10 protein-coding genes are annotated in these 16,181 nt (G+C 69.9%); 1 reads left to right on the top strand and 9 read right to left on the bottom strand.

Annotation, left to right across the window (positions count from 1 at the left end):
• Positions 1–45: 45 nt before the first annotated feature.
• The 8 genes from ACGFIW_RS00570 to ACGFIW_RS00535 all read right to left on the bottom strand — a co-directional run bounded on the left by ACGFIW_RS00570 (position 46) and on the right by ACGFIW_RS00535 (position 12,523).
• Entirely contained in the window at positions 46–1,551 is a 1,506-nt protein-coding gene (locus ACGFIW_RS00570; RefSeq protein ID WP_393311204.1) for an HNH endonuclease, read from the bottom strand.
• 189 nt (positions 1,552–1,740) lie between these two features.
• Positions 1,741–3,741 carry a DNA/RNA helicase domain-containing protein gene (locus tag ACGFIW_RS00565; RefSeq protein ID WP_393310157.1) on the bottom strand — a complete coding sequence of 667 codons (2,001 nt, stop codon included), beginning with the start codon at positions 3,739–3,741 and terminating at the stop codon, positions 1,741–1,743.
• A 111-nt stretch (positions 3,742–3,852) separates the two neighbouring features.
• Entirely contained in the window at positions 3,853–5,691 is a 1,839-nt protein-coding gene (locus tag ACGFIW_RS00560; RefSeq protein WP_393310155.1) for a DNA/RNA helicase domain-containing protein, read from the bottom strand.
• A gap of 182 nt (positions 5,692–5,873) precedes the next feature.
• Positions 5,874–6,254, bottom strand: a complete 381-nt coding sequence (locus tag ACGFIW_RS00555) for a nucleotide pyrophosphohydrolase (protein ID WP_393310153.1) — start codon at positions 6,252–6,254, stop codon at positions 5,874–5,876.
• A 93-nt stretch (positions 6,255–6,347) separates the two neighbouring features.
• Positions 6,348–7,166, bottom strand: coding sequence for a DUF3152 domain-containing protein (locus ACGFIW_RS00550; RefSeq protein WP_393310151.1), 819 nt, complete (start codon positions 7,164–7,166; stop codon positions 6,348–6,350).
• A 794-nt stretch (positions 7,167–7,960) separates the two neighbouring features.
• A complete protein-coding gene (locus tag ACGFIW_RS00545; RefSeq protein WP_393310149.1) occupies positions 7,961–9,649 on the bottom strand; it encodes a SulP family inorganic anion transporter in 1,689 nt (562 codons plus the stop codon).
• Positions 9,646–9,984 (bottom strand): metalloregulator ArsR/SmtB family transcription factor, encoded by a 339-nt coding sequence (locus ACGFIW_RS00540; RefSeq protein ID WP_357553879.1) that lies wholly within the window; start codon positions 9,982–9,984, stop codon positions 9,646–9,648. Before ACGFIW_RS00540 ends, ACGFIW_RS00545 begins: the two co-directional genes overlap by 4 nt.
• Before the next feature lie 94 nt (positions 9,985–10,078).
• Positions 10,079–12,523, bottom strand: a complete 2,445-nt coding sequence (locus tag ACGFIW_RS00535) for a glycoside hydrolase family 2 protein (RefSeq protein ID WP_393310147.1) — start codon at positions 12,521–12,523, stop codon at positions 10,079–10,081.
• Between the two features lie 105 nt (positions 12,524–12,628).
• Here ACGFIW_RS00535 and ACGFIW_RS00530 point away from each other — a divergent pair, with 105 nt between their 5' ends.
• Positions 12,629–13,654, top strand: coding sequence for a LacI family DNA-binding transcriptional regulator (locus tag ACGFIW_RS00530; RefSeq protein WP_393310145.1), 1,026 nt, complete (start codon positions 12,629–12,631; stop codon positions 13,652–13,654).
• Between the two features lie 6 nt (positions 13,655–13,660).
• Here ACGFIW_RS00530 and ACGFIW_RS00525 read toward each other — a convergent pair whose 3' ends face one another.
• The gene (locus tag ACGFIW_RS00525) at positions 13,661–16,051 is read right to left on the bottom strand and encodes an EAL domain-containing protein (RefSeq protein WP_393310143.1); all 2,391 of its coding nucleotides are present in this window, start codon (positions 16,049–16,051) and stop codon (positions 13,661–13,663) included.
• Positions 16,052–16,181 lie beyond the last annotated feature (130 nt).

The raw sequence follows: 16,181 nt of genomic DNA, 5'->3' as shown, positions 1-16,181 counted from the left end.
GGTGCGCTGCTCGCATGGATCCGCTTGCAAACCGACCACTACCAGCTAGTCCCCCCTGCCGCAGAACCGCCGATGATGTTGAAGGTTGTCGGGGTCGATCGGATGCTCTGCATGCAGCCGTAGCTCGCTAATCTTGTCGCCACTGACGGTCCATCGCACCGCCAGGTCGCTGTCGATGTAAATGGCGAAGGCGTCGAACTGGGCGTGATGGTTCGGGCAGAGACAGAGCACGTTGTCCATCCGGTCCGAGCCCTCGTGCGGTCTGCCCAGCCCTTTGATGTGGGCGGCCTCGCTGTAGTAACCATACCGAGTCGCCAGTCGGGTCTCGCACACCTGACAACGGTGCCCATGGAGTCGCTTGACCTTCTCGGCGATGGCCGAGCTACGAATGATGCGCTCGGTGTACACCGTTCGTCGCCTTGCCGGTCCTTGATCACCCATCTCGGATCCGGTGGTGTCCCCGGCGTCCAGAACCCCCGAAGCCGAGTTGTAGCCAGCGAGACCAACCTCCGCAAGGAACGCTGCTTGGTCAATGTCGGCCGGCAGCGAGGAGGACAGGACTGCCACCGCACGGCCCCGAGTCTCCGGATCACCCAGCAGAGCCGTCACCGCCGAGGCGAAGCCAACCAAGGGGGCATCCGCATCCACGGCACCTGGATTGGAGCCCTGCCTCCCATGGAAGCCGGACGGATCGACTGCCCAGAGTTCGCTCGCGACGACCTCCCGCAGCCCGTTATCAGGCAGCCTCCCGGAACTCTCCGCACCGCCCGGTCGGCTAACCGCCACGCCGTAGCGTTCGATGATCGAGTCAAGGCCGGACCTCAGGTGCTGTGGCTCTGCGGAATGGCCGTCACCGGAGGCGATCTGCCCGATGCTCCAGAGCGCGGTCAGAGGCAGGCGCCTAGCTGTCGGGTCCCCGTCGTACCCACGACAGGCATCGACGAGTTGCTCGAGCGCCTTGAACAATCGCTTGCGCGTCATCTTGGGAGAAGCGGTCGTATCGGATCCGCGGCGCGTCATCCCTGCCGCGACAAGCAGCGGTTGGATCGTGGCGTACTCAGCGGCACTGACCAGGGTGAGGCTCCGCAGCGGGACGCTCAGCCCGAACTGACGCAGGATCGGAGCAGCGGGAACGGGCTGCTCAAGGCGCTCGACGTCGCCGAGCGCCATCATGTGTTCCCAGGTCCGCCCGTCGTCGTCTGCCCCCCAGATCCGCTTGGCCACGGCAGGGTTGTGCAGGAGGTGCAGGATCCGGGCACGCGCGTAGAACGTCGTGTCGGCGTAGAAGAGCACGTCGTCGCCGACCCACCGGTCGCGCAGTGCTCGCGCCTTGTAGTTATTCACTTGGCTCGTCGGTGTCGACCCCCAGAAGCGAGCAACTCCGTCCGGATAGAGCGCGGCAAGTGGTTTCAGGTCGGGACCAAGCTCCGCCGCAACGTCCCGCAGGCGGATCCCCCGCTCGACCGAGCGTTTGTAGTTCTGCGGTCCACGGTCCTTGGCGCTACCTCGCGGCTGCAGGACCAGTTGAGGTACGCCGCTGACGTTCTCCATGTAATCCACACTCCCAAGTGGAGGGTCTCGTCTGCCAGCATCGCCGGGGGGTGAGAGCGAACTGGGGCCGGCGAACCGTTCGGGCCTGAGCGATCCATTGACTGTCACACCGGCCGTCGACCTGCTCGTCCTCGACCGGTGGCGGCATGGCACCCGCGCCAAGCAGAGCCCGACTTTCGACACGGTTGTTCAGCGCTCGTCGAGTTCGCCATCGGCACTGCCAGCCGCATTGTGCGCGGGTTGTTCCTCTCGAAGGGGGGGTCGAGGGCCGTTTCGGGCGACCTGGACGACGCCTGGCGCGGCCTGCACCCGGGTAAGGGGCGGTGGCACCAGGCCGGCGAGAAACTCCTGTGTCTCGGGATCCACCGAATGAATCAGCGTCCCTCGCATGCCCCGCGTCAGCAGGACCTTGTAGGCGTTGCGGATCAGCCGGTCCGCGCCCTCCGAGGCCCGCCCATTCTTGAATATCGCTTTGTCGTTGGATCTCGTCGGATCGCTGCGAAGCTGCCCGTCACGGAACACCAGGTCCGGGCCCAGAATCACACCGGACCACTCGTACTCGAAACCCTGTGCGGTGTAGATGCAGCCGATCTGGTCGAAACCCCGTGGATCGGTAGCCCAGTAGGAGCCAGACGGGATGCCCCTCGGTGGATGGTCGCCCGCCGCGTTCCACGGCCTCCGCCACCCGTTGATGGCCACGTCAAGAACAAGTTTGCCGCCGCGGGGTAACTCGTGCCAAGGCCAACAAAAGCCGGCCGAGATCCGAGCCGACTGGCCGGCGACGTGGCGGGGTCGCAGTAGATCCTCCATCTGCTGCGGTGAGGCGGCCAGCGCGACCCGGTAGTCGTCATCGACAGGCCACCGATAGGGGACACGTCCGGCCAGTCCCAACAGGTGCATCACCCAACGCTCGTACCGAGGGCTGCCGCCGCAGCGAAACTGCGCCCCGAGATGGATGTAGTCCACCTCGAGATCCAAGCTCTCCGCTGCCTCGCGGATCATCCGTACGCTTCCCACCTCGTTCGGACGAACCACCTGATCGTCATCGAGCAGGAACACCGGGACCTTGGCGACCGCGATCAGTTCGTGCACCTGCGGGACCTTCCCGGTGAACCCGCCGCGACGGGTTGACCTGCTACGGATGCGGTGGGCCTCATCGCAGATCAGCACGTCGAGGCTGTCCGGCGGCGATTTCATGAAGTCCAGAAAGTAGTTGAACACCGGAGCGGTCCGCTGCTCCCGGTCTCGGGGCTGCCGCCTGGCGTACTCCTGGACGGTTTTCTTGAACGCCTTGGACCCGGTGGCGTGAGCGACGGGCCGCTCCTCCCTGGCCAAGTCCGCCAGCAGTGTGAGCGCGATGGCGCTCTTGCCACTGCCCGGCCCACCGGAGACCAGCACGACCCGTTTGCGCCGCCCCTGGTCTGCCCAGCGGACCCCGCGCATGACCAGTTCGTAGGCGCTGCGCTGCTCGTCCAACAGCACGAGGTGCCGGCGACTCGCCACCTCTTCGGCCACGACGGCCAGAAGTTGCTTACTGGGCCGGACAGAAGCATTCAGCAACCGTTCCGCCGCTGCCCTATACCGCCACGGCGCGAACCGCTCCCGCAGGTAGGTGCGCAGATCCTCAGTCCGGTCCCGGGTGAAAACCATCCGCCGTTCGGCGGGCACCGTGAGGCTGTTAGTGGATAGGTCGGGGATCTGATGACGGTCGGCGTTGTGCAGGAACGCGAGACCGTGCACCGACTCCGGCCATTCCCACAGCACGGGCAAGAAGTCAGTGAGGTAGGAGCAGTAAGTTTGCACCTGCAGGGCGGGGTGCGGCTGCGGCTCTCGCATCCCAGGGGCCCGCACCAGGTTCTCCGCCTCGTCGTAGACGGTCGCCCAGCTCCACTGCTTGAGTTCCACCACGGCGTAGACCGGCCGGTTCGACGATCGCTCGGCGCCGGCGAGGATCACATCGATCCGTCGGCTGCTGCGGGGAAGCTGGCTCTCCACCAGCGCGTCGAGATCACCAAGCCCCGCCGCGGTGAGTTCTCTGGCCAGCGCAGGCAGGCTCTTCTCCCAGGACGAACGTTCGCTGGTATCCACCTGGAAGCCCGCAGCCGACAGATGGGCAGCCACCCGACCCGCCAACTGGTCCACCTCGGCAAGCTCAAGAATCTGCTTGGGTGTGGTCTGGAACGCCAGCACTGACAGGCCCCCGAGGCACGAAAATCTCGTGCGGTGGGGGCATGTCCTGTTCGGGAAGCCCGTCGATCCGCTGAACTGGCGATCACAGTATCGACGCGGCGAGACTTTTCGCTACCCGGCTTCGGCGTCGAATCTGATCTCCGGGGCCCGCCGAACCCGCACCAGATCGCGTAGGTACCCCTGCGTCTCCGGGTCGGTCGCGTACAGCACCGTGCCGCGCATGCCCCGGGTCAGCAAAACCTTGTAGGTGTTGCGGATCAAGCGGTCCACTTCCCCGTCGCCGACGGATTTGCGACTGCGGATGGCCGGATCCTTAGACTCCGCACGGCGAGTCACCAACTGCCCGTCGCGCGCCACCAGGTCCGGGCCGATGATGACCCCCGACCAGTCGTACTCGAAGCCCTGGGCGGTGTAGACACAGCCAACCTGGCCGAAGCCGTTCGGATCGGTGGCCCAGAATGCGCTCCCCGGCGCCTCTCCGACACTGCGTTCGCTCCGGACGTTCCACGGTCGCGCCCAGTCACCGATCGTCACGTCCGGGACCAAGGTGCCGTCAGGTCTCGGATCGCTCCATGGCCAGCAGTAGCCGGCCGACATCCTGGCCGTGCCGCCGGCTCTCTGCCGTTCGGCGAGGTACGCCTCCATCTCCTCCGGCGACTCGGCGACCCGCACGTCGAACCGGCCGTCGCCGGTCCAGACCGATGGCGCACCCCCGTCGAGGCCGAGCAGGTCAAGAACCCACTCCTCGTACGCCTCACTGCCGCCGCAGCGGAACTGGTCGTGCAGGGAGACCACGTCGACCTCCACGCCCAGCTTCTCCGCGAAGGCGGAAATGACCTCGACGCTGCCCAGCTCACCCGGCTTCACCACCTGATGCTCGTCGAGCAGGAAGACAGGCACCCTGGCGAGCGAGATGAGCTCTTCCAACTGCGGGCGGGCGACGTCCCGGCGGACCTTGGGTGTGTAGCGGTTGACCGACGTCTCCCGTACCCGGTGCGCCTCGTCGCAGATCAGCACCTCGATGTCGTTCGGATCTGCGTCCATGAAGCTGTTGAAGTACTTGAAGAGGCTCTGCAGTCGGGGGGATCCTTTGCCGGCGTAGCGACGCAGTGTCTGGGTGAAGGACCGCGAGCCGGTGGCGTGCAGCACCGACCGGTTCTGCCGCGCCAACTCTCCCAGGACAGAGAGGGCGATGACGCTCTTGCCGCTACCCGGACCACCCGCTACCAACACCGTGCGCTTGTGGTTCGCCGTCCGGGCCCGCTCGATAGCGTGCATGACCAACTCGTACGCCACATGCTGCTCATCGAGCAGGGTGAAGTGCGAGCGTTCCTTCAACTCGGCGGCGGCGTACTTCAGCAGATGCCGGCTGGGACGCACGGTGCTGGTCAGGAACCGATCCGCCGGGCCTGCGCCCGAAGCGGATGCGAATTGGCTGCGCAGGTAATCGAGCCACTGACCCCGACGCTGCCCGGTGAAGATCCGGCTCTGCTCGCTGGACGCTCGGTCGAGCAGGTCGGCAACGTCACGGTCCACCGCGTTGTGCAGGTAGGCGGCACCCCTCAACAGCTTCTGATCGCGGCCGAGTACGCCCAGAAAGTCGTTGAGGTAGCGGCAGTAGTCCTCTACCTGAATACCCGGATGCAGGCGTGGGCCATGGACCTGCTCAACAGCGACGAGCGTTTCGGAATCCTCGAAGGCCGTGGCATAGGACCACTGTTTGAGTTCGACGACGAGGTAGGAGTCGTCTCCGCTACGTGGATCAACACCGGCCAGCACCGCGTCGACGCGTCGGCTGGTCAACGGAAGTTGATACTCGACCAGTACCTCGACCTCGGCCAAGCCCGCGTCGGCGAGATCCTGCGCGAGCACCGGGAGGCTACGCGACCAGGACCGCTTCTCGGCGGGGCTCACCCCATGACCGCTGTGGCGGGCCCTCTCGTTCAGCACCTCCACCAGGGTGGCATCGCTAGCGAGACGCAACAGACCAGCAGCGGACGTACGATACGCCGACATCGACAGGTGCCCCCGGGCAGCACGGAGAGATCGTGCGGATGGGGGGCATATCCATGCATCGGAAGCCCGTCGGACCGCCTTACTGCCACGACTTTAACGGGAAGATCAACCAACGGCTACGACCGCGGCGCCTTCGCCGCGGAGCCCCTGGCGCTTTCCACCGGGTAGCGCCGGGCTGAGTCCGCCAGTTTGTCGCTCGCCGCTTCCACCAGGTCGATATCGAGGATGTCGGCGAGCCGGACGAGATAGATCATGACGTCGCCGATCTCGGCGCGCACCCGTGCGCCCGCCTGCGGGTCCGTCATCACCTGGGCAGCCTGCTCCGGCGTGAGCCATTGCAGCTCTGCCAGCAGTTCGCCCACCTCACCGGAGAGCGCCATCGCCAGATTCTTTGGCGTGTGGAACTGCTGCCACTCGCGCTCCTCGGCGAAACGCCGAAGTTGATCGGTGAGCCGGGCGACACCTGCGGCGGATCCTGCATCCGATTGGCTGCCCATACCTGAGATCCTCACTTGGCCGGGTTCGACCTTCTCATCATTGTCGCCCACACCGAGTGAGGCCAAGACCGAGGCAGGGTGGGGGTCGCCGACTCAGGAGGGTGCCCACGGACCGCTGATGAACTGGCCGTTCTTGGCGAACGGGCTGACGTTGGGCACGCACCCGCCCAGGTCGATCGTCTGGGTCATCATGACCGGGCCGGGCTCGCCGGGCCCGCCGCACTCCATGTGCGCGAAGCCGAGGAAATGGCCGAACTCGTGGTTGATGACGCCGGCGTGGTACTCCTCGATGCTGACCGGATATCCCGGCGAGCCCTGAAGCCAACGCCGCAGATTGATCATGATGGTCTTGCCGTACTTACAGGAGTAGACCCCCTCGGTGTCCACGCCGCTCGCACCGCACAGCCGGTCCACCGTCCTCGGCGTGGCGAGGCGGACATCCACGTCGATGCGTGACGTGCTGACCCGCTGGAAGGACCACGACGCACGGCTCAGGTTCACCGCCTCGTTCGTGACCGGGTGCTGCGCGGAACTGGCCCACCCGTTGGGCGCCGCCAACACCTGCTCGATGCTCTCGGCAAACTGGGTCGGCTTCCAGGCGGGGATGTCACCCCAGGCGATCCCCTTCTCCACCGAGACGCTGTAACGCACCCGTTTCTTGCCCTTGCCGATCACGCGACCGGTGCCGGAGGCGGTGGTGAAGGTGCCGGCGGCCCTGGTGGGAATCTCCGCGTCGGTCGGGATCCTCGGAGTCGGGCTGGATTTCGGCGTATCGCTGGGGCGCGGGTCACTCCAGCCTGCGCGCCCGGTTTCGGCGCCCCCGGACGCCGGCCCTGACGCCAGACCACAGGCGGCGGTCGCCATCACCACCGCCAACGAGATCGGCACGAGCAGCCGTCCGTTGATCCGCACGTTGCAACCTCCAGAAATCGATCACGATCAGATGAGCAACCGGAAGGCTACGTCACTGGAGGTAAGGAAAACGTCAGGGTGATCGGCATCGATACCCTGCCACACCTTGACAGAGCGGACATCATCCCCCGTTCCGCAACTACTTTCCGTGGTCGACACCTGACGCCGGGACGGTTCGCCGACGCCGATACGCATCTCCACGACAGAGCCATGGTGGTCATGACACGGGCCGTTGACATGGAGGTATCGGGCCGTGGGCGCCAGGAGGGAACTACTTCCTGGCAAACACCGTGTTGTCAGGGCACTGGGTGCCTCTGCTGATGTCGTCGGGGCGGCCGGGGTGCGAGGGATGGTCTGTTGTCCTTTGCTCTGCACCCGCGGATGCGACGGCTACTGTCCGCGACCGGCGCCTATAGGGGTGCAGAGCAAAGGGGGTCGGCCTGTGCACCCCACCATGGCAAGGGGACGGCCGGTGATCGCAGTGCGGGCAGTCCGAGTCGGCGAGACGGCCGCCGAGCCGGCAGTCGCAGGCACGCGGCCGGTTGCGCGTTCGGCAGTCCGGGCAGGGCCGCCAGTCGATGGGTTCACCCAGCCAGGACGGGTCGGCTGGTTGGTAGCCGCGGCCCACCCGCGTCGCCGTGGGCCGGGTCGACGCAGTCGGCGAGGACACGCTGCCAGGTGAGCGCTCCGAGCCGACGCGCCGCGCCGGGTGCCGGTGCTCGGGGCGGCGAACCGCAGCCCGCGCCGGACCGGCGATGCGTCGACGAGCGGCGGGTCTGCAGGAGACTCCTCCTTCAGACCCGCCGCTCGCCCGGGTCGGCTGTCGCGGGGAGCGCGGCCCCCCGGGCGTAGCGGATCGCGGCCGGGGTGTCGGGGAATACCAACCCTTCGCGGCGCAGGTCGTCGGCCACTCCGAGTGTGGTCAGCACCTGCTCGTGGGCGGCGGTGATGCCGGAGAGCAGGACGGTGATCCCGCGTCCGCGTAGCCGCCGGATCGCGTCACCGAGGACGTGCGCGCCGGTGGCGTCCATTGTGGTTACCCGGGACATCCGAAGGATGACGACGCGCACGTCGGCGACCTCGGAGAGTTCGAGCAGGAAGGTGTGGGCAGCGGCGAAGAAGAGCGGCCCGTCCAGGCGGTACGCGACGATGTGCTCGGTGAGTAGCGCGTACTCCTCGGCGCTGTGCTCTCCGGGGTCGAGGGGCACCTGTTCCAGCCGGGCGCTGCGGGCGACCGCGCGCAGGGCGAGCACCACGGCGACGCCGACGCCGACCGCCACGGCGATGACCAGGTCCCAGATCACCGTTACGGCGAAGGTGAGCACCAGCACGACCGCGTCACCTCGGGTGGCGCGGGCGAGCGCCCACAGCGAACCAGCCTCCACCATCCGGATGGTGGTGGCCAGCAGCACGCCGGCCAGGGCGGCGAGCGGGATCCGTCCGACCAGCGGCGCGGCGGCCAGCACGATCGCCGCGAGGGCAATGGCGTGGGTGAGAGCAGCCAGCTTCGAGGCCGCACCGGCGCGGACGTTCACGGCGGTACGGGCGATGGCGGCGGTGGCCGGAATGCCACCGAAGAGCGGGGCAGCGAGGTTGGCCAGCCCCTGGCCGAAGAGTTCCCGGTCGGGGTCGTGCCGTTCGCCGATGGTCATGCCGTCGGCGACGGTGGCGGAGAGGAGGCTCTCCAGGGCGGCGAGCGCGGCGACGGCGAGCGCGCTGGGCAGCAGCACGGCGATCGCGCCGAGGTCGAGGAAGTCGAGGGAGGGCACGGGTAGGCCGTGCGGCAGAGCGCCGATCCGGACCAGGTCGACCGGGACAAGCTCGGCGAGGACGGTCGCGGCGAGCACGCCGAGCAGCGAGAACGGCAGGCCGGGCCGCCACCGGGCACCCGCCAGCATCAGCACTGCGACGGCGACGGCCACCGCCAGCGCGGCCGGCTTCGGGTGTACGACGAACCGGGCGACCGCGTCGGCAGCAACGGCCCAGACCTTCTCGCCCTGCGCGTTGGTGACGCCTAGCGCGTTCGGCACCTGTTGCAGTGCGATGACCACGGCGATGCCAGCGGTGAAGCCCTCCAGCACCGGGGTGGGCAGGTAGCGGACGTACCGGCCCAGGCGGGCCACAGCGAGCACGATCAGCACCACTCCGGCCATCGCCCCGACCATGAGCACTCCGGTGACGCCGAACTGCTGCACCACCGGCACCAGCACCACGGTCATTGCCCCGGTCGGCCCGGAGACCTGGAGGTTGGAGCCGCCGAAGACCGCAGCCACCGCGCCGGCGATCACGGCGGTGACCAGCCCAGCCTGGGCGCCCAGTCCTGAGGTGACGCCGAACGCCAGCGCCAGTGGCAGCGCCACCACCGCCACGGTGAGCCCGGCCAGCAGGTCGCGGCGCGGTGAGCGGCGCACCGCTGCCCAGTCGGCCCGGCCCGGCAGAAGTCCGAGGGTCCGCTCGCGGGCCGCCAGTATGGCGGCGGTCACCGAGCGCCGCTCGTGGCGCGCAGCTCGTCGAGGAGGGCGTCCCGGTCGGTCAGGACCGCGCCGAGGATCCGTCGACCGGCGGCCAGCAGGTCGGCCACGTCGGGGGTGCTGAGCGCGTACATGACGAGGGGGCCGTCACGGTGTGAGGTGACCATCCCCGCACGGCGCAGCACGGCAAGCTGCTGGGAGAGGTTCGACGCCTCGACCTCGATCGCGGCGAGCAGGTCACGGACTGGCTTCGGGCCGTCCTGGAGCAGCTCCAGGACCCGGATGCGCACCGGATGGCCGAGGGTGCGGAAAAGCTCCGCCTTCGCCTGGTACAGCGGCACCGACATGGGCATCCCTCCGGATCAATACGAAGACTTTAGCACTTGAAGAAGTCTTCAACTTAGCCGGCCGGGTGGAGCGCGTGAGCGTGATCTTGGGGCATCAGTGGATGTCGTTGACGCAGCGCAGCACCGGGCGGGTGGTGAGGGCCGCCGCGTCCAACACAGCGTCGGCCCGCACGGTGAAGGTGACAGACTCACCCGGCAACAGGGTGACCAGCGCCGTGTCCACAGTGGCCGACGCGTCCAGCCGGTCCGGGAAGAGCGTCAGGTCGCGCAGCACCGTGCCCGCCGTGACGCGGACTCGCTGCCCACCCTCGACCGGCTCGACAGTCGCCTCCCAGACCGCCGACGGCCATTCCACCTCCCGGTCCTCGGCGAAGAACCACAGGGCGCGCTCCGCGGTGCCACCGGCCTCCGCGACCAGCAGCTCCCGCCGGGCCTGCTCCGGCCGCGCCAGGTCCGCCGGCAGCGCCAGCACCACCGAGGAGTACGCCGGGACGTCCAGGTCGACCGTCGTCTTCGCCCGGGGTTCACCCGCGAGGGTCAGCCGGGTCACCGAGGCCGACGCCTGCCAGGTCGTGCCGCCGTCGTTGACCGCGACGAGGGCCAGACCGCCGTCGCGGGGCTGCACGGTGAGGAGCCGATCGGCGTACGCGTGGCGCAGCGCGTACCACAGGGGTTTGCGACGGCCGTCGCCGTCGACGGCGGACCAGGAGGTGACCGGCCAGCAGTCGTTGAGCTGCCAGACGATGGTGCCCGCGCAGATGCCCCGGTGGGAGCGGAAGTGTTCCACCCCGAGTTGGATGGCTCGGGCCTGGTTGAGCTGCGTCAGGTAGTGCCAGTCGTCGAAGTCGGCCGGTGGGGGCAGGTGCGCGTCCAGCCCTCGCTGGAGTTTCGCGTCGCCGTTGGCCGCCTTCTGGTGGTGTGCCATGCCGGGTGAGTCGTGCGCGAGAGGTTCGTCGCTGAGTGCCCGGCGCAGGGTCGCGTACGCGGGTGGGGCCTGGTAGCCGAACTCGGCGACGAAGCGCGGCACGTACTCGCGGTATTTGGTGTAGTCGTCGGTGTTCCACACGTCCCAGATGTGGGTGGTGCCGTGGGCCGGGTCGTTGGGGTGGATCGTCTCGGTGCCCGACCAGGGGCTGCCCGGCCAGTACGGGCGGGTCGGGTCCAGCTCGGCGACGGTCCGGGGCAGCACGTCGAGGTAGTAGCCGCGCCCCCAGGTGCGCCCGGCCAGCGCCGGCTGCCAGTCCCAGTCGTGCCAGCCCCAGATGTTCTCGTTGTTGCCGGTCCACAGCACCAGCGACGGGTGCGGCGTCAGGCGGGTCACCTGCTCGGCGGCCTCGGCGGCCACCTCGCTGGCGAACGGCTCCTCCTCCGGGTACGCGGCGCAGGCGAAGAGGAAGTCCTGCTGGACGAGCAGGCCGCGCTCGTCGGCGAGGTCGTAGAAGTCCGCCGACTCGTACCGGCCGCCGCCCCAGACGCGCAGCAGGTTGACGTTGGCCCCGGCGGCCTGGTCGAACCGCTCGGCGAGCCGGTCCCGGGTGATCCGGGTGGGGAACGTGTCGTCCGGGATCCAGTTGACCCCGCGGACGAAGACCGGGACGTCGTTGACCGACAGAGCGAACGGGGTGCCGTGCTCGTCGGGCGTGGTGTCCACTCGCACCGAGCGGAAGCCGATCCGGTGTGACCAGGTGTCGAGCGTTTCGCCGGACGGGGCGTGCAGGGTCACCTCGATCGGGTGAAGCACCTGTTCGCCGTACCCCCGGGGCCACCAGAGCGCGGGCTCGCGGACGGTGAGGGTCAGCACGGCCGTGCGCTGCCCGGCCGGGACGACCACGTCGGCGCGGGCGCCGGCGACTGTCGCCCGGACGGTCAGCGGGACGTCCGCGACCCGCTCGACCTCGACGTGCAGTTCGACGCGGCCGTCCCGGCCGTCCACCGTGACAAGTGGACGGACCGCGGCCAGTCGGGCGGTGGACCAGGCGTGCAGGCTGATCTCCTGCCAGATGCCGGCGGTGACCAGGGTCGGCCCCCAGTCCCAGCCGAAGTTGCAGGCCATCTTGCGGATGAACTGGAACGGCTCCGGGTAGGCGTTGGGCCGGTCGCCGAGCCGCTCCCGCTGCGCCTCGGCGTAGCGGTACGCGGAGTCGAACGTGACGACCAGGTCGTTGTCGCCGTCGCGCAGCAGCGACCCGACGTCGAACCGGTAGCCACGGTGCATGTTCTCGGTCCGGCCGACCGTTTCACCGTTGACGGTGAGCGTGGCGACGGTGTCCAGGCCGGCGCAGACCAGGTCGACGCGGTCGTGGTCGCCGGCCGGGCGCCGGAAGCCCGTCCGGTAGTGCCAGTCGGTGCGCCCGATCCAGGCCAGGGCCAGCTCGTTGTCGTCCCGGTAGGGGTCGTCGATCAGCCCGGCGTCGAGCAGGTCGGTGTGCACGCAACCGGGCACGGTCGCCGGCACGGCCCGTCCGGCGATGTCGGCGGGCACCTGCGCTCCGGGTGCCGCCCGCAGGGTCCAACCGTCGTAGAGTGCCTCTCGGCTCACGGTTTCACCGCACCTTCTGCATCGAAAGACGTGGACTGAACCGGATAAGCTGAGCCACCGTATGGTGCACGATCCGGCCTGTCAACGGCCAGCGACCCAAGGAGCATGTCGGTGAAGCGGCCGACAATCGCCGACGTCGCCCAACGCGCCGGGGTGTCCAAGGGCGCCGTGTCGTACGCGCTGAACGGGCAGCCCGGGGTCTCCGAGGCCACCCGGCAGCGCATCCTGGCCATCGCCACGGAGATCGGGTTCAGCCCGAGCAGCGCCGCCCGCGCCCTCTCCGCGGCCACCGCCGGTGCGGTCGGCCTGGCCCTGTGCCGACCGGCCCGGATCCTCGGCGTCGAGCCGTTCTTCATGGCGCTGATCAGTGGCGTCGAGGCCGAACTGTCCGCCCGCTCGTACGCGCTGACCCTCCAGGTGGTGGCCGACCAGGACGCCGAGATCGCGGTCTACCGGCGCTGGTGGGGCGAGCGGCGGGTGGACGGGGTGCTCGTCTGCGACCTGCGCACCGACGACCGTCGCATCCCCGCACTCGAACAGCTCCAACTGCCCGCGGTGGTGATCGGCGGACCCGGCGGCACCGGCGCGCTGGCCAGCGTCTGGTCCGACGACGCGGCCGCGTTGACCGAGACGGTGGAATACCTGGCCGCGCTCGGGCACCGGCGCATCGCCCGGGTCGCCGGCCTGCCCGACCTGCGGCACACCGAGATCCGCACCGACGCGTTCACGGCGGTCTGTCAGCGGCTCGGCCTGGTCGACGCGGTGACCGTCTGGTCCGACTACAGCGGCGAGGAGGGTGGGCGGGCCACCCGCCGGCTGCTCAGCTCTGCCCAACGGCCCACCGCGGTCATCTACGACAACGACGTGATGGCCATCGCCGGGCTCTCCGTCGCCCAGGAGATGGGCCTCGGTGTTCCCACCGATCTGTCCATCGTGGCCTGGGACGACTCGCCGCTGTGCCGGCTGGTGCATCCACCGCTGACCGCGCTGGGCCGGGACATCCCGGCGTACGGCGCGCACGCCGCCCGGCAACTGCTCGCCGTCGTCGCCGGCCAGCCGGCCGGCCGGGTACAGGACGAGACAGCCCGCCTCACACCGCGCGGGAGCACCGCTGGACCGCGCGGGAGATGAACCGGTTCAGCGGGACGCGGAGGGAAACTCCTCGAAGTACGCCTCCACCCGCTCGGCCGTCGCCGGGCGGGCCAACGCGAACCCCTGCCCGTACCGGCAACCGCCCCGGCGCGCCCCCTCGACCTGGGTCGACGACTCCAACTCCTCGGCGACGATCTCCACGCCCAGCCGCTCACCGACGTTGACCACCACGTCGATCAGCGGTGGCTGCCCATCGGGCCGCGCGCCCACCAACTCCGGTCCCACCTTGAGCAGGTCGATCGGCAGGCGGCGAAGTTGCGCCAGCGAGGCGTGCTCGGCCCGGAAGTCGTCCAACGCGGTGCGGACGCCCAGCGACCGCAGCCCGGCCAGCCGGGCCACCACGGTCGGCAGGTCACCGGCCACCCGCGGCTCACTCACCTCCACCACCAGCCGCTCCGGCGGCACCCCGTACGCGGCCAACACGGCCGCGGTCCGCTGCACGAAGTCGGGCGTCGTCAGCTCCCGGGTCGTGACGTTGACCGCCATCCACAGCTCCCGGACGCCCACCGACCAGTCGGACAACTGCCGGCAGGCCCGGTCCAACACCCACCACTCCAACTCACCGACCAGGTCCAGATCCTCGGCGACCGGCAGCAGCTCGGCCGGAAGCACCGTGCCGAGGACCGGGCTCCGCCAGCGCAGCAGCGCCTCGGCGCCCACCGGTTGCCCGTCAGCCAGGTCGACCACCGGCTGGTAGACGAGATCCAACTCGCCACGGGCCACCGCACCGGGCAGCTCGCGTTCCAGGTCGAGCCGCCGCACCAACTGCTCCTCCAGGAACGCGTCGTACCACTCGACCCGGTCCCGGCCCAGTTGCACGGCCCGTCGCCGGGCCAGCTCGGCCTGTCGGAGCACGTCCGCCGGGCGGTCACCGCTCACCTCGGCCAGCCCGATACTGGTCTGCACCCGCACGACCGCACCGGCCACCTCGAAGGGCGGGGCGAGCGCGGCCAGCAGCCGGGTGCCCAGCGCGTACGCCAGCATTGGACCAGCGGGGGTGACCACGGCGAAGCCGGCAGCCGTGCACCCGGTGACCAGGTCGTCGGGAGCGATGACGGCACGGACCCGGTGCACCGCCTCGGCCAGCACGTCCTCCCGAGCGGTCGGACCGGCCCCGTCGGTGCCGTGCAGGTCCACCAACAGCAGGGCACCGGACGGCGCCGGCACGTCGCCGATCGCGGCGAGGGCGTCCAGCAGGGCCGCCCGGTCGCCCGGCGAACCCCCTCCCGCCGGAGCGGGCCGCCGGGTCAGCGCCGACCAGCCGCCGTCGTCCTCCGGCGACCAGGTCGAGCCGGGAGCGCTCGCGGTGAACGGGCCGCCGCCCACTGCGTCGGCGCGGTCGGGCCGGTGCTGCGCGGGCGAGAGGTCACCCAGCCACTGTGGCTGGGCCGCGTGGCGGTGCCGCACGCGGCTGCCGGCGGGTCGACGATGTGCGGCGCGTCGTGGCGAGGTGGGTGCGTCGCCCGCACGCAGCAACTCGCGCAGCACCAGCGGCGGCACCGCCGCGAGGGCCAGCAACACGCTCGTCCGGTCCGGCGCGTGACCGGAGCCCAGGTGCAGGCCCGTCGCCAGCAGCAGCACCGCGGCGGGGAGCACCGACCGGGGCCAGGCCGAGGCGATCGGCTCCGGCGGCCCGCTGTCGCCGGTGCCCGCCGCGTCGGCCGCACCGACCGCGACGAGCAGCATTCCGAACACCAACGGGGGTACGGCAAGCAGGGCCACCCGCCCGGTCGGTGCGGACGGCAGCGTGGCCAGCAGCACCAACCCGCCCAGGGTGAGCAGGACCCCGCCCCGGCAGACCGCCGTCGCCGCGTGTCGCCGCGGCCCGGCGAACGCGTTGAGCGCGGCCATGCCCAGCCCGCCGAGCGCCAACGCGGCCACCAGCCGGGCCGGAACCGGCAGGCCGTCGTGAGGCAGGAGGAGCCAGCCGGCGAGGGCCGACCCGAGGGCCGGGCCGGCCGACTCGACAAGCCACCGCAGCCGGAGCCCGGTGGGCTGCCGCGTCCGGCCGGGGAGCTGGCACAGCCCGGCCCCGGCCAGGGCCGCCACGACCAGGGCCCCGACCAGCACGGCAACTGTGTGCCCGCCGCCGACCAGGGGCAGTGCGACGGCGGTGAGACCAGCCGTCACCACCGCCGCGTCGAGCAGCACGCCTGCGGCACGTGGTGATCTGTCGATGCGGTGCCGGGTGGCCAGCCGGGAGAGCCGCACCCCGGCGAGCGTGGCACCGGCGCCGGCCGCCAACGCGATCACCACCGGGGTCGGGACCAGGCCGAGAGCACCGGCGGCGAGAAGCAGCGCCACCGCCGTGGACGTGGCGGTTTCCGGTGCCGAGCGGCGGAGGACGAGGACGCGGAACGGGTACGCGAGGAGCACGGCGGTCGCCTTCGTGAGGGGGCACGGGGCGGTACGACGGTGCAGGGGCAACGGAAATCGCTGGTCCGCTGCCCAACAAATGAGAACGATCGGTGGCCGAATTGGTTACGTGTCGGTCACCCAGAGGTGA

Origin of the sequence: Micromonospora sp. NPDC048935, assembly GCF_043197875.1 — a bacterium.
Lineage (GTDB): Bacteria > Actinomycetota > Actinomycetes > Mycobacteriales > Micromonosporaceae > Micromonospora.
Note: the sequence above shows the minus strand (reverse complement) of the source record. Positions and strands in the feature narration are given on the sequence as shown.